The sequence below is a fragment of the Pseudomonas sp. Y24-6 genome (assembly GCF_020295325.1).
Taxonomy (GTDB): Bacteria; Pseudomonadota; Gammaproteobacteria; order Pseudomonadales; family Pseudomonadaceae; genus Aquipseudomonas; species Aquipseudomonas gregormendelii.
The window spans coordinates 127,916-147,776 of the sequence record NZ_JACBXG010000004.1 but is presented as its reverse complement, the minus strand read 5'-3'; the positions used below and the strand labels follow the sequence as shown (position 1 = coordinate 147,776).

Here is a 19,861-nt window from a genome sequence, read left to right as displayed (position 1 = left end):
TTTAGCGTAGTTCGAAACGGGTAAGGATGTGAGCTTGGACAGGTTGGCCGTTTAGAGAATTTCTTTGTCGGAAAGTCAGTCTTCTCAGGAATTCGCCGGCGGTTTGCGCAACAGGCTGAACGCCATCGCCGCCAGAAACACCACACTCAAGAGCAACACCGCCCACAGCCCGAATGTCTTCCAGTTGGTGGCAGCGGTGGCCGCAGTAGTCACTGTAGACGTCGGCGCCACCACCACTCCGGCATCTACGGATGCCTTGCCCAGCGCCGCCAACTTTTGCGCGCTGTAATCCGGGATCAGCGTCGACAACGGCAGGTTCGCCGCCTTCGCCGTCGCACTGCCAAGCGCCAGGGTGTAAGGCCCCTCCCCGCGTGCCAGGAACACCAGCAGCGTAGAGCGCACGGCAAATTTCAGGGTCGGCGCCTGCGCGCCCAAGCCACCGCCGCGCTCGTCGACGACCAGCTTCAACTGCTGGACGGTCTGCCCGGCCAACTGCAACTCGTTCTGCACCACATCCTGGCCATTCTGGGTCAGGCGGTACAACAAACCGCTGCCCAACGGCCGCCACGGCAGGCTGCTTTCCCGACGCCCGGACACCGTCACCGGCGCCAGGCTGTTGGCCTGATCCAACTCGACCTGGATGCGCTCCACGTTCAGCCCCGTCGGCAACTGCCAGATGTACTCACCAGCCTTGGCGCTGCTGGCGCCCATCGGCTGCGACCAGACCAACGGCAGCGGCAAGCTGCGCCCGCTGGCGCTTTCCAGTTGCGCCGAGGTCAGGACAGGCGCCGACTGCGCCGTGTTCCAGAGCAGGCGCAGGTACCGCGCCGATTGCCCCGGCAACCCCACCTCACGCTGCTCCACCCGCTCGTCGGCAAAGGTCAGCCGAGCCACCTGCCCTTCTCCCCAGGATTGCCAGTGCTGCAAGTCGTCGCTGGCCTCAATGGTGAAACGCTGGAAGCCGTCGCGCTCACTGGTCCAGTCGAGTATCAACTGCTGCAGGGGCGCCTTGATCCCGCTGGCATCCAGCAACCAGCCGCGCAGCACTTCTTCGCCCGCCTCGAGTTGACCGGCTGGTTGCACTTCCACCAGCGTACCGTCACCGCTCGACCGCACCTTCACGCTCGGAGCGCGCTCAGTGGAGTCGGCGGAGGCGTACAGCGGGAACCATTTAACGTCGGTCAGCACAGGCTTCTCGCTGGCCTGCGCCGATTCCCGAGCCAGGGCATAGGCCTGGGGCTCGCCTGCGGCATTGAACACCCGTACATCTGCGAGATCGGTCTGGCGTGCATTCAATTGCACGCTCATCGGTAGATCAAGGCGATACCACGGCCCCTCACCGCTGATCGACAACGGCACCTGGGTGCTGAAGTCTGCCGGTTTTTCCTGGGCGCCGGCCGACAGCGTCACGCCCAGCGCAACAACGCCCAACCAACCCAGGCTCAGCTTCTGACTCAAGACGAAACTCCTTCGGTTTGCGGGGCCGGTTTATCCGCCTCCGCCGCAGCTTCGGCGCGCTTGGGCGGCAGCGGGGCGAAATAGCCCACCACCAGCAGCAACACCCCGACCCCAATGAACGACACAATCCGCGCCAACCCGCCACGGTTGCTCAGCTCAACAAAGAACAACTTGGCAACCACCACACCGATCAGCGCGGCGCCGATCAACCAGACCTCGCGCCGATGACGCAGGTGACCACCAATCATCAGGCTCAGTGCCATCAAGGTCCAGACGATCGACAGCCCGGCCTGCACCCGCATGGATTCAAGCAATGCATCGAGCTGGAATGGCACGTCAGCCCAATGATGGGCGGTGCGCATCACCAGGACGGTGAAGAAGGCGAACAGCGAGACGCCTGCGATCATCTGCGCAGCCTGGTTGAAATAGTTGCTGCGCAGCGCCAGTTGCGCCACTGCACTGCGCGCCCAGATGAATACGCCGAACAGCGCAAACAACAGGCCCAACTCCAGCGGATTGATCAACGGTACATAGGGCAAAGGGTCGGCCGAACCGTCGCTGACACTGTTCGCCAGCCAGAACCAGCCAAGCATCAACAGCGCCAGTGGCGCGGCCGCATAGACCCGGTACTCGCGGGGATAGGCCGCCACCGGCCATGGCCAGCTGCGCGGCGCCGCCATCAGCACCAGGTAGACGCTCGGCAGAATCGCCCAACCCAGCCAGCGCCAGGCATTGTACTGCTCGGACAACAGCAGCAAGGCGTAGCGCAACTCCAGGGCCAGCACGCCGATCAGCAGCCAGCAGCCGAGCACGTGGGCGATGCCGAGTGCGCGCTCGGGCACCCGCGCAGCCAGTCGCCGCAGCGTGATGAAATGCACGGCGAACACCGCGATCCACACCAGCCAGCCAAAATCGGCAGCCGGATGAAAGCGGCCATGCAGCGCGTCCAGCAGCACCAGGGCGGCAGCAGGAATCAGCGTGAGACAGAGCAACCCCAGCGAGGCCCACTGCAGGCGCAGAGCGAGCACCGTCCACAGCGCGACGCTCACCGCCAGGACGGCCAGCAACAATGTCGCTTGCAGGTCCACTGCAGCGAAACGCTGGATGTCCATACCCCAGGCGATCGCCCACCAACCCGCGCCCCACACCAGCAATACGTCGGACAACCGCTTCAGGCTGAACGCACCGAACCTCGCTGCAGGGTTGCCAAACTGCAGGCACCAGGCCCCGACGAACGCTGCCAGGCCCAAAGCCATTGGCGTCCAGAACCCGGTGTGCGCCAGTGGACGCAAACCTTCGCTGGCGAACTGAGCGAAAAATCCCGCAGCCGACAGCGCGAAACCCGCGCCACCCAGCAACTGGACGGCAAATGCCGTGAACAGGAACGTGCGCGACGGCAGGCGCAGGCCGACAACCAAGGTCGCCAGGCCGGCCAACGCCCAACTGATCGCCGTACCCTGGGTCAGGAAAAACAGCGGCGCCAACAGATAGAGGAAGATCAGGCCCAGGCACGCGAGCACCGGCAGCCCCTTACGTTCCCAAGGTGCAGTGTGCGCAGCAGAGGCTGTGCGCAATTGGTGGAAGCTGAACAACAGCGCCGCGCCAAGCATCAACGCGCCCAGCATTGCGCCTTGGAGCAAACTGCTATCACCGAATCGCAGCTCGCTGAGAAACATCAGCGCCGAGCCCAGCTGCAAGAGCAAGGCAAAGGCGCGGGCCAATGTTCGCTGCTGACGCAGGCCAAGCCAGAGGATACCGGCCCCCTCAATAGCCCAGGCCGCAGACGTCCAGCGTGCATCCAGCCCCAGGGGAATCGCCAGGCTGGCGAAGATCACCCCGAGGGCGAGACAGGTTTCCGCCAACAACAGCGCCCGGGCCCCCATCAGCCAGCGGGCCAGGCCCATGTAGATCATGCCCAATGCCAGGGCACTGAACGCAGCGGCCAACTCCAGATGCTGGACCAGCACAAACTGCAGGCCAAAGCCCACCAGCGGCGGGCCGAAGAGCAGGGTGCCGTCGACGTAATCGCCCTTGCGCGCCGACCAGCGCAACAGCGCATCGCGACTGTCGTCCTCGGGAGTGTCGCTCATCTCCTGCAATTTGCGACGGGCGAACAGCAGGCCGATGGCCAGGTACATCAGGAAGAACAGGATCAGGAACGGCTCGGTGCTCCACAGCAGCTCCGGCGTATAGGAACGCAGGCCCCAGGTGAAGCCAATGCCGAAGGTGCCAACAAAGCCGATCACGTTGAGTAACCGCCAGGCCTTGAACCAGGCGATGGCGAGGATGCCGGCATTGAGCAGCGCGAAGTAGCTGAACAACGCGACGTGGCTGCCGGCGCCGGTCGAGGTTAGCAGTGGCGCAGCAAAACCGCCCAGTGCCGCAGCGGCGGCCAGGCCCAGGGAGTCCTGCCTGATGGCGAGGATGGCGGAAAATACTGTCACCGCCACCAGCAGGCCCAGGGCCGCGGTCGGGTCCAGCAGCGGATGCAGGCGCATCGCGGCGAACACCGTGAGGTACAGCACCGCGATCCCGGTGCCTTGGAGTATCAGCGCATAGTTACTGTTGCGCGTGCGCAACCACCAACCCAGCCCAAGCAGGCTCAACGCAGCCGCCGCCACCCCGGCGTACCGCAACTCGATCGGCACTACCATGCCTTCGGTGGCGTACCGCAGCAGGAACGCCAGCCCGAGGAACAACAGCACCACGCCGACCCGCAGCACGGTGTTGCCGCCGAATAACCAGGCACGGGCACCATCGATAGCCCGTTCGATGAAGGTGGGGCCGCGTGGAATCGCTGGCTCCAGGGGTTCGCGGGCGACCGGTTCGGCCCTCCAGGCATCGACGGGCGGCGGACGCCTCGCTTCAGAGGCTGCGACGGTAATCGGCTCGAGCTCGGGTGGAAGCTCCCAGACAAGTTCGGGCGCTTCAACAGGGATGTCGTCAAGCATGAACTCAGGAGCAGGCTCCGGTGCCTGCGGCGCCCTCGTGCCGGACGTTTCGAGCGAAGCCAGACGTTGCTGCAGCGCCAGCAGGTCGACTTGCGCCTTCTGTAGCTGCAACTGTTGCTCGGTGGCTTGCAAGGCCAGACGGCCGATACGAATGGCCTGCCCGATACCCAGGCCGAGCAACGCACCCAATAGCGCATCGCCGAACGACTCGTCGAGCACCCAGCCGAGCACCAGCCCTATGAGCATGAAAATCCATTGCATGGTCGATATCCCTAAGCGCAGTGGCCAATCCGGGAAGATTAGCGCAGCCCGACACGAAAAGATCGCAGCCTTCGGCAGCGCCTACACAGGAATACGTCCCCCTGTAGGAGCTGCCGAAGGCTGCGATCTTTCCGGCGCCATTATATCCAGCCGGGCGGCTACTTACTCCAACGCTTTCCAGATATCAGTGGCGTACTCGCGAATCGTCCGGTCGGACGAGAACCAGCCCATTCGCGAGGTGTTCAGCACTGCCGAACGCCACCATTCGTTGGAATCGTGCCAATGCGCTTCGACCCGCATCTGCGCGTCCCAGTAGGAGTCGAAATCGGCGCAGACCAGGAAGCGGTCGTAGTCGATCAGCGAATCGATAAAGCCCGCGTAACGGGATGGATCATCCGGCGAGAACACCCCGCCGCGAATCGCCTGCAGCACATCGTTGAGTCGATGGGACGCTGCAATGTCCGGCGTCGCATTGAACTCGTGGTTCTGCTTGCGCGCTTCAACCTGCTGGGCACTGAGGCCGAAGATGAACATGTGCTCGGCACCGATGCGCTCGCACATCTCCACGTTGGCACCGTCGAGGGTACCGATGGTCAGCGCGCCGTTCAGGCCGAACTTCATGTTGCTGGTACCCGACGCCTCGAAGCCCGCCGTGGAAATCTGCTCCGACAAGTCCGCCGCCGGAATAATGCTTTCCGCCAGGCTGACGTTGTAGTTGGGCAGGAACACCACCTTGAGCAGACCGCGCACGGTCGGGTCGTTGTTGACCACACGAGCGATGTCGTTGGTCAGCTTGATGATCAACTTGGCCTGGTGATAACTGGCAGCCGCCTTGCCGGCGAAAATTTTCACCCGGGGTACCCAGTCGATTTCCGGCTCGGCACGAATCGCCTGATAAAGCGCCACGGTGTGCAGCAGGTTGAGCAGCTGGCGTTTGTACTCGTGGATCCGCTTGACCTGCACGTCGAACATCGCCGCCGGGTTGACGGCGATGCCCAGGCGCTCGTGAATGATATAAGCCAGGGCCTTCTTGCTGTGCAGGCGCTGCTCGGCGAACGCCTTGCGGAAGGCGGCTTTCTCGGCGAAGGGTTCAAGCTCGAGCAAGCGCTCTTCCGGGTTGTCCAGCAGGTCCGGACCCAGGGCATTCACCAGCATTGAAGTCAGCTCGGAGTTGGCCTGGTAGAGCCAGCGGCGGAAGGTGATGCCGTTGGTCTTGTTGTTGATGCGCTCCGGGTACAGCTTGTGCAGCTCGGAGAACACGGTTTTGCGCATCAGCTGGGTGTGCAGGCCGGACACGCCATTGACGCTATGGGAACCGAGGAACGCCAGGTTGCCCATGCGCACGCGGCGGCCATTGTCTTCCTCGATCAGCGACACCGCGCGCAACACGTCGAAGTCGTGTATGCCCTTGGCCCGCAACGAGTCGATGTGCTGGGCGTTGATCAGGTAGATGATCTGCATGTGTCGCGGCAGCATGCGTTCCATCAGGCCGACCGGCCAGGTCTCCAGCGCCTCGGGCAGCAGCGTGTGGTTGGTGTACGAGAGCGTATCGACCGTCACCTGCCATGCGGCGTCCCATGCCACGTCATAGACGTCGACCAGTTGGCGCATCAGTTCGGCTACGGCGATCGATGGGTGCGTATCGTTGAGCTGGATCGCCGCGTGGTCACCCAGGGTCAGCACCGAGGTGTGCATGTTGCGGTGGCGGCGCAGCAGGTCCTGCAAGGAAGCAGCCACGAAAAAGTATTCCTGGCGTAAACGCAGTTCCTGACCGGCTTCGGTGCTGTCCGCCGGGTAAAGCACACGGGAAATACTTTCGGCCCGGGCAACCTCGGCAACGGCGCCCAGGTGGTCACCGGCGTTGAAGCGCTCCAGGTGCAGATCTTCCATGGCGCGGGCGCGCCACAACCGCAGGGTGTTGACGCTCGCCCCGCGCCAGCCGACAACCGGGGTGTCGTAGGCAATGGCGCGAACGGTTTCTGCCGGTGTCCAGACCTGCTTGGTCTTGCCGTTCTCGTCAGTGACGGTCTCGACACTGCCACCAAAGCCGATCGGGTAAACCACTTCCGGGCGCTCGAACTCCCACGGGTTGCCGAAGTCCAGCCAATGCTCGGTTTGCTCCTGCTGCCAGCCATCCACGATGGCCTGGCGGAACAAACCATGCTCGTAACGAATGCCGTAGCCATGGCCGGCGATGCCGAGCGTCGACATGCTTTCCATGAAGCACGCGGCCAGCCGCCCAAGGCCGCCGTTACCCAGCGCCGCGTCAGGCTCCAGCAGGCGGATACGTTCAAGGTCGACACCCAGCTCGGTCAGCGCTTCGCGCGCAACATCAAGCAGGCCGAGGTTGCTCAGGCTGTCATAGAGCAGACGGCCGATGAGGAATTCCAGCGAGAGGTAATAAACGCGCTTCTGGCCTTTACGGTAGATCTGCCGGGTGTGATCCATCCAGTGCTCGACCATGTGATCGCGCGCCGCCAGGGCAATGGCTTCGAACCAGTCGTGGTCGAAGGCGTGATCCGGGTCTTTGCCCACCGCGTAGGTGAGTTTGGTCAAGACGGCGTCGCGGAATGCGGCCACCTCTGCTTCGCGAACAAGTGGTTCTTGAGTCATCGATAAGACCTCGAGCGAGCGTGGAGTAGTTGAGCCTAGACGGTCTGACAGGCCGTGGAGAGTCTGGTTCGGCAGTTTTTCCCGTTAGTGCGAGATAGGTCGACATTACCTTGTCGTATGCCGGAAAGAATGCAGGGCCCGTGCCGGATTAACGAAGCCGATAAGCCGCGCAGGAAAAAAACTGGCGAAAGGTTGTTCAAAAATCCACCAGTCCCGGTATGATCGCGCGCCCTGATGCACACGCTGGTAACAACCGATGATGAAACCCAACCTGATCGCCGCTGCGGAGATCGATCGCCTCGATACCTGGGCCAAGTATTCTGCACCGATGTGCGGCTCTTGTGTGTCCAGCTGCTGCACCCTGCCGGTCGAGGTCAAGATCAAGGACCTGATCCGGATCGGCATCGTCGACGAATTCGAGCGCGGCGAGCCGGCGAAAAACATTGCCAAGCGTCTGCAGAAGGAAGGGATCGTAGAGCGTTACAGCCAGAAGACCGAGATCTTCACCCTTCAGCGCATGAGCAACAACGATTGCCTGTACCTGGATCGTAAGAGCCGTCTGTGCACTATTTATGAAAAGCGCCCGGATACTTGCCGCAATCACCCCAAGATCGGGCCGCGGCCAGGGTATTGCGCTTACAAGCCCAAGGAAGTGGTGCGCGAGACCAGCAGCTCGCGGCGTACCCTTGAGAAGTTCTGATCCAGAGTCTCGCTGACTGACCGGGCCTCATCGCTGGCAAGCCAGCTCCCACAGTAATTGCGGTGTTTGACGCTGAACACTGTGGGAGCTGGCTTGCCAGCGATGGCATCGGCCCTGACAACATCGAAATCCCAGACAAACAAAAACGCCCCCGACCTTGCGATCGGGGGCGTTTTTTTGTCTGCTAACTAAATAACTTAGTTACCGGACTTCTTGGCAGCGCGGGTACGCTCGCTTTCGCCCAGGATCTTCTTACGAAGACGGATGGACTTAGGAGTGACTTCGCACAATTCGTCTTCTTGAACGAATTCCAGAGCTTGTTCCAGGGTGAAACGGATAGGCGGAACCAGAGCGATGGTTTCGTCTTTACCCGAAGCACGCATGTTGTCGAGCTTCTTGCCTTTGGTTGGGTTGACGCCCAGGTCGTTGTCGCGGCTGTTGATGCCGACGATTTGACCTTCGTACACGTCTTCACCGTGACCCAGGAACAGTTTGCCGCGAGCTTGCAGGGTTTCCAGCGAGTAAGTCAGAGCCTTACCGGTAGCAACCGAAACCAGCACGCCGTTCTGACGGCCGGACATGTCGCCGGACTTCATCACGTCGTAACGGTCGAAGATCGAGGTCAGGATGCCTGCACCGGAGGTCAGGGTCAGGAACTCGTTACGGAAACCGATCAGGCCACGTGCCGGGATGTTGTACTCAAGGCGCACACGGCCCTTGCCATCCGGAACCATGTTGGTCAGGTCGCCTTTACGGATACCGATCTGCTCCATGATCGAACCTTGCGATTCTTCCGGCAGGTCGATGGTCACGTTTTCGTACGGTTCGTGCTTCACGCCGTCAACCATGCGGATGATCACTTCCGGACGACCAACACCCATTTCGAAGCCTTCGCGACGCATGGTTTCGATCAGTACGGACAAGTGCAGCTCACCACGGCCGGAGACCTTGAACTTGTCGGCGGTGTCGCCTTCTTCAACGCGCAGGGCAACGTTGTAGAGCAGTTCCTTGTCCAGACGTTCTTTGATGTTACGGCTGGTGACGAACTTGCCTTCACGGCCGCAGAACGGCGAGTCGTTAACCTGGAAGGTCATCGAAACGGTTGGTTCATCAACGGTCAGCGGCTTCATCGCTTCAACGTTCTGTGGGTCGCACAGGGTGTCGGAGATGAACAGCGACTCGAAGCCGCTGATGCAGACGATGTCGCCGGCAGCTGCTTCTTCAACGTCAATGCGGTGCAGACCGTGGTGACCCATCAGTTTCAGGATACGGCCGTTACGGCGCTTGCCGTCAGCGTCGATCGCAACAACCTGGGTGTTCGGCTTGACGCGACCACGAGCGATACGGCCAACGCCGATAATGCCCAGGAAGCTGTTGTAGTCCAGTGCCGAGATTTGCATCTGGAACGGGCCGTCACGGTCAACTTTCGGTGCTGGTACGTTGTCGACGATCGACTGGTACAGCGGAGTCATGTCTTCAGCCATGTCGGTGTGATCCAGACCGGCAATGCCGTTCAGGGCCGAGGCGTAGACGACTTTGAAGTCCAGCTGTTCTTCGGTGGCACCGAGGTTGTCGAACAGGTCGAAGATCTGGTCCAGAACCCAGTCCGGACGCGCGCCTGGACGGTCAACCTTGTTGATGACCACGATCGGACGCAGGCCGGCTTCGAAAGCCTTCTTGGTCACGAAACGGGTTTGCGGCATAGGGCCGTCTTGAGCGTCAACCAGCAGCAGAACGGAGTCAACCATCGACATTACGCGTTCAACTTCGCCGCCGAAGTCGGCGTGGCCCGGGGTGTCCACGATGTTGATGTGGTAGCCGTTCCAGTTGATGGCGGTGTTTTTCGCCAGAATGGTAATACCGCGCTCTTTCTCCTGGTCGTTGGAGTCCATCACGCGCTCGTCGTTGAGCTCGTTGCGCTCCAGGGTGCCGGATTGACGCAAGAGTTTGTCTACCAGGGTGGTTTTACCATGGTCAACGTGAGCAATGATGGCGATGTTGCGTAGATTTTCGATCACTTGTGTATCTCGATCAGAGGATTCGGTGTGCTGACAAGTCTTGGCAGCGATTAACAGTAGAGTCAGGCCTTGCCGTTACAGCTTGACGGCAGAGTCGGGGGGCCGGTGACGCAGGCCACAGGCAAACAGCCCCGGGCTCTTAGCTCGGTCGATAAACGCGCACATTGGCATGCCCCTCACTGAGCAAATGGTGGGCATGCAGGCGACTCATCACGCCTTTGTCGCAATACAGCAGGTACTGGCGAGTAGGGTCCAGTTCCTTGAAACGAGCGTTCAATGCATAAAACGGCATCGTTTGTACCTCAATGCCCGCGAGGTCCAGCGGCTCGTCTTCAGCGGCATCCGGATGACGGATGTCGATAACGATCTGACCTGCCAGTGCTTCGCCGACTTCTTCGATTTGCAAGTCCTGGCCCAATTCGTCGATCACGCGATCGATCGGTACCAGCTTGGCGTTCTCAAGCGCACGCTCGAGAACCGCCATGTCGAATTCTTTCTCTTCGTGCTCCACGCGCGGACGCTTGGCGTGGGTCTTGGGGTTCACCGAGATGACCCCGCAATATTCCGGCATGTGCTTGGCAAAATCGGCCGTACCGATTTCGTTGGCCAGATCGATGATGTCCTGCTTGTGGCTGGCGATCAGCGGTCGCAAGACCAGCTTGTCAGTCACGCAGTCGATCACGGACAGGTTCGGCAGCGTCTGGCTCGACACCTGGGAAATCGCTTCACCGGTGACCAGCGCCTCGATCTCCAGCCGATCGGCAATACGGGAAGCAGCGCGCAACATCATACGCTTCAAAACTACGCCCATATGACTGTTATCGACTTTCCCGAGAATTTCTCCCAGTACTTCCTCGAACGGCACACTGACAAATAACACGCGTTGGGAGCTGCCGTACTTCTTCCAGATGAAGTGCGCGACCTCCATCACCCCCAATTCATGGGCCCGCCCGCCCAGGTTGAAGAAGCAGAAATGGCTCATCAGCCCGCGGCGCATGATCTGGTAGGCGGCCACCGTTGAATCGAAGCCACCGGACATCAGCACAAGCGTCTGCTCCAGGGCACCCAGCGGATAACCGCCGATGCTGTTGTGCTGGTTGTGAATCACGAACAACCGTTTGTCGCGAATTTCGATACGAACTTCGATTTGCGGCTCTTTCAGCGAGATTCCGGCGGCGCCGCACTGACGACGCAGCTGGCTGCCGACGTATTTCTCGACATCCATGGAGCTGAATTCATGCTTGCCGGCGCGCTTGCAGCGCACCGAAAAAATCTTCCCGGCCAGGGCATCACCAAAGTGCAGCTTGCACTTGGCGACGATGTCGTCGAAGTCACCCAATGGGTACTCGTCGACCTGCAGGAAATGCGCAATGCCCGGCATGCAGCTCAGGCGCTCGGTCATCTCCTTCAGGGCCTTGGGCTCGCTCACGCGGGTTTCCAGCTCGAGATTGTCCCACACACCGTTCACCACCACGGCCGGGTCCAGGTCGCGGAGCACGGTGCGGATGTTCTTGGCCAACTGGCGGATGAAACGCATCCGTACCGGGCGGCTCTTGATGGTGATCTCGGGGAAGACTTTTACGATTAGTTTCATGAAAACAGCGCGCGCTGGGCCAGCCGAAAAAGGGGGGCGCGGATTATAGCGGAAATTGCTCAAGGTTTAACCAGTTAATATGCAGAACCTTTGCCGCGCACCAAAACGGGTCATTTGTGTGATTATGCGCCACATAAAGGGGCGAGTTTTGCCGCTTATGAACGCCATACATCTATATAAGCGTGAATATGGGGCGAAAAACCCATGCTGGGGCACTGGCATGCAATTTGCTCCCTTGTGAGGCAGGTTGCCTTGGCAGAGTATTCGCGCCGGCATCACCCACATTCCAAGGGCCATCCACTACCAAAGCCCGAAGCCACCCGGAGGACACTATGTCGAAGTCGGTTCAACTCATCAAAGATCATGACGTCAAGTGGATTGATCTGCGCTTCACAGACACCAAAGGCACTCAGCACCACGTGACCATGCCGGCTCGCGACGCGCTGGATGAAGCTTTCTTCGAAGAAGGCAAAATGTTCGACGGTTCCTCCATCGCTGGCTGGAAAGGCATCGAAGCCTCCGACATGATCCTGCTGCCAGACGACAGCACGGCCGTTCTCGACCCGTTCACCGAAGACCCAACGCTGATCCTGGTCTGCAACGTGATCGACCCGTCGACCATGCAAGGCTATGACCGCGACCCGCGCGCCATCGCCCACCGCGCCGAGGAATACCTGAAGTCGACCGGTATCGGCGACACCGTATTCGTTGGCCCGGAGCCAGAATTCTTCATCTTCGACCAAGTGAAGTTCAAGTCCGACATCTCCGGCTCGATGTTCAAGATTTACTCCGAACAAGGTTCGTGGATGTCCGACCAGGACATCGAAGGCGGCAACCATGGCCACCGTCCAGGTATCAAAGGCGGCTACTTCCCGGTTCCACCGTTCGACCATGACCACGAAATCCGTACCTCCATGTGCAACGCCATGGAAGAAATGGGCCTGACCATCGAAGTTCACCACCACGAAGTGGCGACTGCCGGCCAGAACGAAATCGGTGTGAAGTTCAACACCCTGGTAGCCAAGGCTGACGAAGTTCAGACCCTGAAATACTGCGTACACAACGTTGCTGTCGCCTACGGCCGCACCGCGACCTTCATGCCTAAGCCACTGTACGGCGATAACGGCTCGGGTATGCACGTTCACCTGTCCATCGCCAAAGATGGCAAGAACACCTTCGCAGGTGAAGGCTATGCCGGCCTGTCCGACACCGCCCTGTACTTCATCGGCGGCATCATCAAGCACGGTAAGGCCCTGAACGGCTTCACCAACCCGTCGACCAACTCCTACAAGCGTCTGGTCCCAGGTTTCGAAGCACCGGTCATGCTGGCCTACTCGGCTCGCAACCGTTCCGCTTCGATCCGTATTCCTTACGTGTCGAGCCCGCGCGCTCGCCGTATCGAAGCCCGCTTCCCGGATCCAGCAGCCAACCCGTACCTGGGCTTCGCTGCACTGCTGATGGCTGGCCTGGACGGCATCCAGAACAAGATCCACCCTGGCGACGCAGCTGACAAAAACCTGTACGACCTGCCGCCTGAAGAGGCCAAAGAGATCCCACAAGTTTGCGGCAGCCTGAAAGAAGCCCTGGAAGAGCTGGACAAAGGTCGCGCGTTCCTGACCAAAGGCGGCGTGTTCTCCGACGACTTCATCGACGCTTACATCGCTTTGAAAAGCGAAGAAGAAATCAAGGTCCGCACCTTCGTACACCCACTGGAATACGAGCTGTACTACAGCTGCTGATCCGGTAGCGCCAGCACTCGCGGCGTGACAAAAAGAGGCCTCCTTCGGGAGGCCTTTTTTATGCGTACAAGATCAAAAGATCGCAGCCTTCGGCAGCGCCCACAGGCGCGTAGGAGCTGCCGAAGGCTGCGATCTTTGCTCCTGCTTTTTCATACCGAAATATTAACGAGTTGGGTCAAGCGCCAGCCCTGACCTATGCTGCACCCCAACGCCTTCGCTTCTGGTCGATTTTATGGGTCGTGTTTTTTTACTGTTGTGGCTGCTGATTGCCCTGCCCGCCGCAGCGCAGATCTACAAGTACACCGACGCCAATGGCAACGCCGCCTACAGCAACCAACCGCCCGATGGCGTCGTGGCGCAGCCGGTCGAGCTACCTCCGCTAAACAGCGTCGAATCACAACCACCTGCTGCGCCGCCTGTTGACGCCGTCACTGACGAACAGCCGCGCAGCGCATACGAAGTGCTGGAATTGACCAACCTGCCCACGAGCGAAGCGTTACGCGCCAATAACGGCACCTTCACCGTGAGCGTGTTGATCAAACCACGCCTGCAGGGCCCGCATCTGTTCCGGCTGCTGCTGGATGACCAGCCCTACGGCCAGCCTGGCAACGTGCCAGTCCTGCAGTTGGTAAACATCGATCGTGGCACCCACAGCCTCGCGGTACAGGTGATCAGCGGGGAAAACGTCGTGCAGCAAAGCCCGACCGTGACCTTCACCGTGCAGCGAGTTCACAAGCCTTGAAAGGGTGGCTGTTGGCCGGACTGCTGATTGCGCTGCCCGCGTCGGCCGAAATATTTACCTACGTCGATGCCCAGGGCAATCGGGTCTTCACCGATCAGCCCGGCTCCGGCAACGCGAAGCGCGTACCGCTGGTGCCGGGTAATCGCATGTCCGCCAATCCGGGCAACGCCAAACCGGCGACACCCAGACAACAAGCCGAAGCGCCCTCCCTTTTTCGCTACGACCTGCTGAGGGTGCTGGTACCCGAACCTGACGCCACGCTGCGCAGCAGCGCCGGTGAACTGATCGTCAGCGTGACAAGCGAGCCCGGCCTGCAACGGGGTCACCGCTACCGCCTGCTGCTGGACGGCAAACCCACCGCCGAACCCGGCCTCAGCCCGGTTTTTGCCCTGACCAACGTCGATCGCGGCAGTCACAACCTGTCCGTTGAAATCCTCGACCAGCAAGGACGCACCGTAGAGCGCACCGCCAACCAGCCCTTTCATATGCTGCGAATTTCCCTTGCCCAAAAACGCCAGGTCAAACCCTGCGCCCTTACCGACTTCGGCCAGCGCCCGGAGTGCCCGCTCAAGGACAAACCCGAAGAGGAGAAAAATCCCTTTCTGAAGTTCTTTTAGCCCTCAGCCTGCTTGCGCACTATATTGGTGCGCGCAGAGGCGCAGTACCCACTTCTCATCCCATTTTGGTTCGAAACTACCCGTTGAAGCTGGCAAAACGCCACGCAAAAGAGCGTCAAACGCCTGTTTCAGGCGATCGACGCTTCTTTTCAGAGCCTTGGTTTGTTTTTTGCATTTTCCAGTCACAAACGCTTTTTTCTTGCGCACGCCCTGCTCCAAAAGAGGTCCTGATGACCATTAGCGACGCACTGCACCGCTTGCTGCTCGACAACCTGACTACCGCCACCATCCTGCTCGACGCACAACTGCGCCTGGAGTACATGAACCCGGCGGCAGAAATGCTCCTGGCAATCAGCGGGCAGCGCAGTCACGGGCAATTCATCAGTGAATTGTTCACCGAGTCCACCGAAGCGCTGAATTCCCTGCGCCAGGCTGTTGAACAGGCTCACCCATTCACCAAGCGCGAAGCGATGCTCACCGCCCTCACCGGCCAGACCCTGACCGTCGATTACGCAGTGACGCCGATCCTCTCCAACGGCGATACCATGCTGCTGCTCGAGGTCCACCCGCGGGATCGCCTGTTGCGCATCACCAAGGAAGAGGCGCAACTGTCGAAACAGGAGACCAGCAAGATGCTGGTGCGTGGCCTGGCGCACGAGATCAAGAACCCGCTGGGCGGGATTCGTGGCGCAGCGCAACTGCTGGCCCGTGAACTGCCCGAGGAAAGCCTGCGCGACTACACCAACGTGATCATCGAAGAAGCCGATCGCTTGCGCAACCTGGTGGATCGCATGCTCGGCTCGAACAAGCTGCCATCGCTGGCCATGTGCAACATTCACGAAGTGCTCGAGCGCGTCTGCCATCTGGTGGAAGCCGAAAGCCAGGGTTGCATCAACCTGGTGCGCGACTATGACCCAAGCATTCCCGATGTCCTGATCGATCGTGAGCAGATGATTCAGGCGGTATTGAACATCGTGCGCAATGCGATGCAGGCCATCAGCAGCCAGAATGAGCTGCGCCTTGGCCGCATCAGCCTGCGTACCCGGGCCATGCGCCAGTTCACCATCGGCCACGTGCGTCACCGCCTGGTCACCAAGATCGAGATCATCGACAACGGTCCCGGCATACCGGCGGAACTTCAGGAAACCATCTTCTTTCCCATGGTCAGCGGCCGCCCGGACGGTACCGGGCTGGGCCTGGCCATTACCCAGAACATCATCAGCCAGCACCAGGGCCTGATCGAGTGTGACAGCCACCCAGGCCACACCACCTTCTCGATCTTTCTGCCACTGGAACAAGGAGCCACATCGACATGAGCCGTAGTGAAACCGTGTGGATCGTCGATGACGACCGTTCTATCCGTTGGGTCCTGGAAAAAGCCTTGCAGCAGGAAGGCATGACCACGCAAAGCTTCGACAGCGCCGATGGCGTGATGAGCCGCCTGGCGCGCCAGCAGCCGGACGTGATCATCTCTGACATTCGCATGCCCGGCGCCAGCGGTCTGGACCTTCTGGCGCGGATTCGCGAACAGCACCCACGGCTGCCAGTGATCATCATGACCGCTCACTCCGATCTGGACAGCGCTGTCGCGTCCTATCAGGGCGGCGCGTTCGAGTACCTGCCAAAACCGTTCGACGTCGACGAAGCCGTATCGCTGGTCAAGCGGGCGAACCAGCACGCCCAGGAGCAGCAAGGTCTTGAAGTCGTTCCGACCCTGACCCGCACTCCGGAAATCATCGGTGAAGCGCCGGCGATGCAGGAAGTGTTTCGCGCCATCGGACGCTTGAGCCACTCCAACATCACCGTGCTGATCAACGGCGAATCCGGCACCGGCAAGGAACTGGTCGCCCACGCCCTGCATCGCCACAGCCCACGGGCAGCCTCGCCGTTCATCGCGCTGAACATGGCGGCAATCCCCAAGGATTTGATGGAATCGGAGTTGTTCGGCCATGAGAAAGGCGCCTTCACCGGCGCCGCCAATCTGCGCCGCGGGCGTTTCGAACAGGCAGATGGCGGCACGCTGTTCCTCGATGAAATCGGGGACATGCCGGCGGATACCCAGACCCGTTTGCTGCGGGTTCTGGCCGACGGCGAGTTTTATCGGGTAGGGGGGCACACGCCGGTCAAGGTGGATGTACGCATCATCGCCGCGACTCACCAGAATCTGGAAACCCTGGTGCACGCGGGTAAATTCCGCGAAGACTTGTTCCACCGCCTCAACGTCATCCGCATCCACATTCCACGACTGTCGGACCGCCGCGAAGACATCCCGACCCTGGCCAAGCACTTCCTCGCCCGCGCTGCCCAGGAACTGGCAGTGGAGCCCAAGCTGCTCAAGAGCGAGACCGAGGAGTACCTGAAGAACCTGCCGTGGGGCGGCAACGTGCGTCAGCTGGAGAACACCTGCCGCTGGATTACGGTGATGGCTTCCGGTCGCGAAGTGCACATCAGCGACCTGCCGCCGGAACTGTTGAACCTGCCTCAGGATTCGGCCCCGGTGACCAACTGGGAGCAGGCGCTGCGCCAGTGGGCAGACCAGGCACTGGCCCGTGGCCAGTCGAGCCTGCTCGACAGCGCGGTGCCGGCGTTTGAACGGATCATGATCGAGACCGCCCTCAAGCACACGGCTGGCCGCCGGCGTGATGCCGCGGTATTGCTGGGCTGGGGGCGCAACACCCTGACTCGCAAGATCAAGGAATTGGGGATGAAGGTTGATGGTGGGGATGATGATGAGGGGGAAGAGGGCTAAGTACCCTGTAAATCAACGTCGCTGCATAGATCCATTCGCGGGCAAGCCCGCTCCCACAGAGAACCCGGTGTTTTCACGATTGCGTGAACAACACTGGCCCCTGTGGGAGCGGGCTTGCCCGCGATGCTTTTGGCCCCACCGTGCACCGACTGAATGCACCGTGAACCGCAATCGCGCACGAATGCTGATTTAAAACCTCGCCTGCTTTCGCAATCGAACCCTGACCGAAAAAACACGAAAGCCCCGGAATACGGGGCTTTCGACGTTTCAACTCGGCTTTCTGTTTCAACTTGTTAAAAACTGGCACGCCCCCTGCAATAGTCCATTCAGTGAATCAGTTCACTACCCAGTTTCGGGGACCTTGGTACAGGCAGGCCGGGGATTCCCCTCTTTACACCGGGCTCACACCGCACAAGCGACGAGCCCAAACAGTTTTGGGGCCCTTGATACAGGCAGGTCAGGGGTTCCTTCTTTACACCGGGCTCTCTTCGCCACGCGTGAGCCCTGCCGTTTTGGGAACCTTGGTACAGGCAGGCCGGGGATTCCTTCTTTACACCGGGCTCACGTCGCCATGCGCGAGCCCTGCCGTTTCGGGAACCTTGGTACAGGCAGGCCGGGGATTCCCTCTTTTATTGCTCCCGGAGATGGATCTCCAGCCGCCAGCGGTCATCGACCTCGCTACCGACCCACTCGCCCTGCAGTGGCCGGGCAGCCACCAAGGTCAGCAACAATCCCCCATCACTCAAACGCACTCGCCAGTTCACGCTTTTATCATTGAGCTTGAGCTGCCCTTTCTGCGCCTTGCCTTCGGCCGCGAACAGCAGCGCAAGGCTGCCGTCGACGATCTCGCCATGGGTCTTGGGTTCGTTGCTGAACCACACGACCAATCCGTCACTCGTCACCTCGACCTGCTGCAGTTCACTGGGGTCGGGTGTGGTCAGGCGGCCAATCATCAGCCCGACCATGACACCGACTATCGCCAAGGAACCCATCACGCGCGGGAATAGTTTCGAACGCCGATCCTCGGGCGGCGTAGAATGCCGGTCATCTTTATCTTCGGAGCCGTGCATGTTTCACGTCATCCTCTTCCAACCAGAAATTCCGCCGAATACCGGCAACGTTATCAGGCTGTGCGCCAACAGTGGCTGCCACCTGCATTTGATCGAGCCGCTGGGCTTCGAGATGGACGACAAGCGTCTGCGCAGGGCGGGCCTCGACTACCACGAGTATGCCACCCTGCAACGTCACGCCGACCTCGCCAGCTGCCTGGAAAGCCTCGGTCACCCGCGCCTGTTCGCCTTCACCACCAAGGGCTCGCGACCGTTCCACGATGCCAGCTTCGCCGAGGGCGACGCCTTCCTGTTCGGTCCGGAGAGCCGGGGCCTGCCGGCCGAGGTGCTGGACGCCCTGCCCGGCGAGCAACGCCTTCGGTTACCGATGCGCGAAGGCTGCCGCAGCCTGAACCTGTCGAACACCGTGGCGGTGGCCGTGTACGAAGGCTGGCGCCAGCTCGGCTTCAAGTAACCCGAAGATTATTTTCGCCTGACAGAAACAATCGCGGGCAAGCCCGCTCCCACAGGTTTTGCTCAATCCTGTGGGAGCGGGCTTGCCCGCGATTTGCAGCAGCGCCGCTTATTGAACGGTCGGAGTCTCGCCAGCTGCCTGCATGCGCTGCAGCTCTTGCGCGTACAGCGCATCGAAGTTCACCGGAGCCAGCATCAGGGCCGGGAACGAGCCGCGGGTTACCAGGCTGTCCAGGGTTTCGCGAGCGTACGGGAACAGGATGTTCGGGCAGAACGCACCCAGGGTGTGGCTCATCGAAGCGTCGTCCAGGTTCTTGATCAGGAAGATCCCGGCCTGTTGCACTTCAGCGATAAAGGCGACTTCGCCGCTCTCACCGTTCTTCACGGTCACCGACAAGGTCAGCACGACTTCGTGGAAGTCACCTTCCAGGGCCTTCTGGCGAGTGTTCAGATCCAGACCGACGCTCGGCTCCCACTGCTGGCGGAAGATCGCCGGGCTTTTCGGGGCTTCGAAGGACAAGTCACGTACATAGATGCGCTGCAAGGAGAATTGCGGTGCGGTTTCTTCTTCGCTAGCTGCAGTGTTCTGTTGGTCAGTCATCTCAGATCCTTTCTGATCTTGGGTCTTATAGGGAAGGCGTCAGGCCTTGAGCAGGGCGTCGAGCTTGCCAGCGCGCTCAAGGGCAAATAAATCATCACAGCCACCGATGTGGCGCTCGCCGATCCAGATCTGCGGGACGGAGGTCCGTCCGGCTTTCTGGGCCATGGCGGCGCGAACCTGCGGCTTGCCATCGACCTTGATCTCTTCGAAGGCCACGCCTTTGTTCTCGAGCAGGTACTTGGCGCGCGAGCAGTAAGGGCAGTAATCGCTGGAATAGACGACGACGTTGCTCATA

At 60.6% G+C, this 19,861-nt stretch carries 16 protein-coding genes; 7 read left to right on the top strand and 9 right to left on the bottom strand.

Going from position 1 to position 19,861, the window contains the following annotated elements; translation table 11 throughout:
• Positions 1–84: 84 nt before the first annotated feature.
• From HYI44_RS09500 to HYI44_RS09490, 3 genes are all read right to left on the bottom strand, one after another.
• Positions 85–1,458 carry a DUF3999 domain-containing protein gene (locus HYI44_RS09500; RefSeq protein WP_225569283.1) on the bottom strand — a complete coding sequence of 458 codons (1,374 nt, stop codon included), beginning with the start codon at positions 1,456–1,458 and terminating at the stop codon, positions 85–87.
• The gene (locus HYI44_RS09495) at positions 1,455–4,670 is read right to left on the bottom strand and encodes a DUF2339 domain-containing protein (protein ID WP_225569282.1); all 3,216 of its coding nucleotides are present in this window, start codon (positions 4,668–4,670) and stop codon (positions 1,455–1,457) included. Before HYI44_RS09495 ends, HYI44_RS09500 begins: the two co-directional genes overlap by 4 nt.
• A 162-nt stretch (positions 4,671–4,832) precedes the next feature.
• Positions 4,833–7,283 carry a glycogen/starch/alpha-glucan phosphorylase gene (locus HYI44_RS09490; protein ID WP_122841447.1) on the bottom strand — a complete coding sequence of 817 codons (2,451 nt, stop codon included), beginning with the start codon at positions 7,281–7,283 and terminating at the stop codon, positions 4,833–4,835.
• Positions 7,284–7,542: 259 nt separating this feature from the next.
• On the opposite strand from HYI44_RS09490, the gene HYI44_RS09485 reads away from it, so the two are divergent.
• Positions 7,543–7,983, top strand: a complete 441-nt coding sequence (locus HYI44_RS09485; protein ID WP_045062033.1) for a YkgJ family cysteine cluster protein — start codon at positions 7,543–7,545, stop codon at positions 7,981–7,983.
• Positions 7,984–8,180: 197 nt separating this feature from the next.
• On the opposite strand, the gene typA is transcribed toward HYI44_RS09485, so the two are convergent.
• A complete protein-coding gene (gene typA, locus HYI44_RS09480) occupies positions 8,181–10,001 on the bottom strand; it encodes a translational GTPase TypA (protein WP_122841446.1) in 1,821 nt (606 codons plus the stop codon).
• Between the two features lie 139 nt (positions 10,002–10,140).
• A complete protein-coding gene (thiI, locus tag HYI44_RS09475; protein WP_122841445.1) occupies positions 10,141–11,595 on the bottom strand; it encodes a tRNA uracil 4-sulfurtransferase ThiI in 1,455 nt (484 codons plus the stop codon).
• A gap of 332 nt (positions 11,596–11,927) precedes the next feature.
• Between thiI and glnA the strand changes: the two genes are divergently transcribed.
• From glnA to HYI44_RS09460, 3 genes are all read left to right on the top strand, one after another.
• Positions 11,928–13,334 carry a type I glutamate--ammonia ligase gene (glnA, locus tag HYI44_RS09470; RefSeq protein WP_045061991.1) on the top strand — a complete coding sequence of 469 codons (1,407 nt, stop codon included), beginning with the start codon at positions 11,928–11,930 and terminating at the stop codon, positions 13,332–13,334.
• Positions 13,335–13,566: 232 nt separating this feature from the next.
• Positions 13,567–14,076, top strand: a complete 510-nt coding sequence (locus tag HYI44_RS09465) for a DUF4124 domain-containing protein (RefSeq protein WP_225569280.1) — start codon at positions 13,567–13,569, stop codon at positions 14,074–14,076.
• On the top strand, positions 14,073–14,693 hold the full coding sequence (locus tag HYI44_RS09460; RefSeq protein WP_225569279.1) for a DUF4124 domain-containing protein: 621 nt from the start codon (positions 14,073–14,075) through the stop codon (positions 14,691–14,693). The genes HYI44_RS09465 and HYI44_RS09460 overlap by 4 nt, the downstream gene beginning before the upstream one ends.
• 3 nt (positions 14,694–14,696) lie before the next feature.
• Here HYI44_RS09460 and HYI44_RS09455 read toward each other — a convergent pair whose 3' ends face one another.
• Positions 14,697–14,900 carry a hypothetical protein gene (locus tag HYI44_RS09455; RefSeq protein WP_163019553.1) on the bottom strand — a complete coding sequence of 68 codons (204 nt, stop codon included), beginning with the start codon at positions 14,898–14,900 and terminating at the stop codon, positions 14,697–14,699.
• 23 nt (positions 14,901–14,923) lie between these two features.
• Between HYI44_RS09455 and glnL the strand changes: the two genes are divergently transcribed.
• Entirely contained in the window at positions 14,924–16,009 is a 1,086-nt protein-coding gene (gene glnL, locus HYI44_RS09450) for a nitrogen regulation protein NR(II) (protein WP_122841443.1), read from the top strand.
• Positions 16,006–17,442: a nitrogen regulation protein NR(I) gene (gene ntrC / locus HYI44_RS09445; RefSeq protein WP_045061995.1), complete on the top strand. Its 1,437-nt coding sequence runs from the start codon at positions 16,006–16,008 to the stop codon at positions 17,440–17,442. The genes glnL and ntrC overlap by 4 nt, the downstream gene beginning before the upstream one ends.
• Before the next feature lie 629 nt (positions 17,443–18,071).
• Here ntrC and HYI44_RS09440 read toward each other — a convergent pair.
• Positions 18,072–18,512 carry a hypothetical protein gene (locus tag HYI44_RS09440; RefSeq protein ID WP_122841442.1) on the bottom strand — a complete coding sequence of 147 codons (441 nt, stop codon included), beginning with the start codon at positions 18,510–18,512 and terminating at the stop codon, positions 18,072–18,074.
• Here HYI44_RS09440 and HYI44_RS09435 point away from each other — a divergent pair.
• Positions 18,511–18,966, top strand: a complete 456-nt coding sequence (locus HYI44_RS09435) for a tRNA (cytidine(34)-2'-O)-methyltransferase (protein ID WP_007949025.1) — start codon at positions 18,511–18,513, stop codon at positions 18,964–18,966. The genes HYI44_RS09440 and HYI44_RS09435 overlap by 2 nt on opposite strands.
• Before the next feature lie 108 nt (positions 18,967–19,074).
• On the opposite strand, the gene secB is transcribed toward HYI44_RS09435, so the two are convergent.
• Together secB and grxC are read right to left on the bottom strand one after the other, a co-directional pair.
• The gene (gene secB, locus HYI44_RS09430; protein ID WP_045061997.1) at positions 19,075–19,566 is read right to left on the bottom strand and encodes a protein-export chaperone SecB; all 492 of its coding nucleotides are present in this window, start codon (positions 19,564–19,566) and stop codon (positions 19,075–19,077) included.
• A gap of 39 nt (positions 19,567–19,605) precedes the next feature.
• Complete coding sequence (gene grxC, locus HYI44_RS09425; RefSeq protein ID WP_045061998.1) at positions 19,606–19,860, bottom strand: glutaredoxin 3; 255 nt, start codon at positions 19,858–19,860, stop codon at positions 19,606–19,608.
• Between the last annotated feature and the right edge of the window lies 1 nt (position 19,861).

Coding starts and splice junctions, on each gene's coding strand:
- HYI44_RS09495 (WP_225569282.1), bottom strand. CDS start 4,670: ATGCAATGGATTTTCATGCTCATAGGGCTGGTGCTCGGCTGGGTGCTC.
- HYI44_RS09435 (WP_007949025.1), top strand. CDS start 18,511: ATGTTTCACGTCATCCTCTTCCAACCAGAAATTCCGCCGAATACCGGC.
- ntrC (WP_045061995.1), top strand. CDS start 16,006: ATGAGCCGTAGTGAAACCGTGTGGATCGTCGATGACGACCGTTCTATC.
- grxC (WP_045061998.1), bottom strand. CDS start 19,860: ATGAGCAACGTCGTCGTCTATTCCAGCGATTACTGCCCTTACTGCTCG.
- HYI44_RS09440 (WP_122841442.1), bottom strand. CDS start 18,512: ATGCACGGCTCCGAAGATAAAGATGACCGGCATTCTACGCCGCCCGAG.
- HYI44_RS09485 (WP_045062033.1), top strand. CDS start 7,543: ATGAAACCCAACCTGATCGCCGCTGCGGAGATCGATCGCCTCGATACC.
- thiI (WP_122841445.1), bottom strand. CDS start 11,595: ATGAAACTAATCGTAAAAGTCTTCCCCGAGATCACCATCAAGAGCCGC.
- secB (WP_045061997.1), bottom strand. CDS start 19,566: ATGACTGACCAACAGAACACTGCAGCTAGCGAAGAAGAAACCGCACCG.
- glnA (WP_045061991.1), top strand. CDS start 11,928: ATGTCGAAGTCGGTTCAACTCATCAAAGATCATGACGTCAAGTGGATT.
- glnL (WP_122841443.1), top strand. CDS start 14,924: ATGACCATTAGCGACGCACTGCACCGCTTGCTGCTCGACAACCTGACT.
- HYI44_RS09490 (WP_122841447.1), bottom strand. CDS start 7,283: ATGACTCAAGAACCACTTGTTCGCGAAGCAGAGGTGGCCGCATTCCGC.
- HYI44_RS09465 (WP_225569280.1), top strand. CDS start 13,567: ATGGGTCGTGTTTTTTTACTGTTGTGGCTGCTGATTGCCCTGCCCGCC.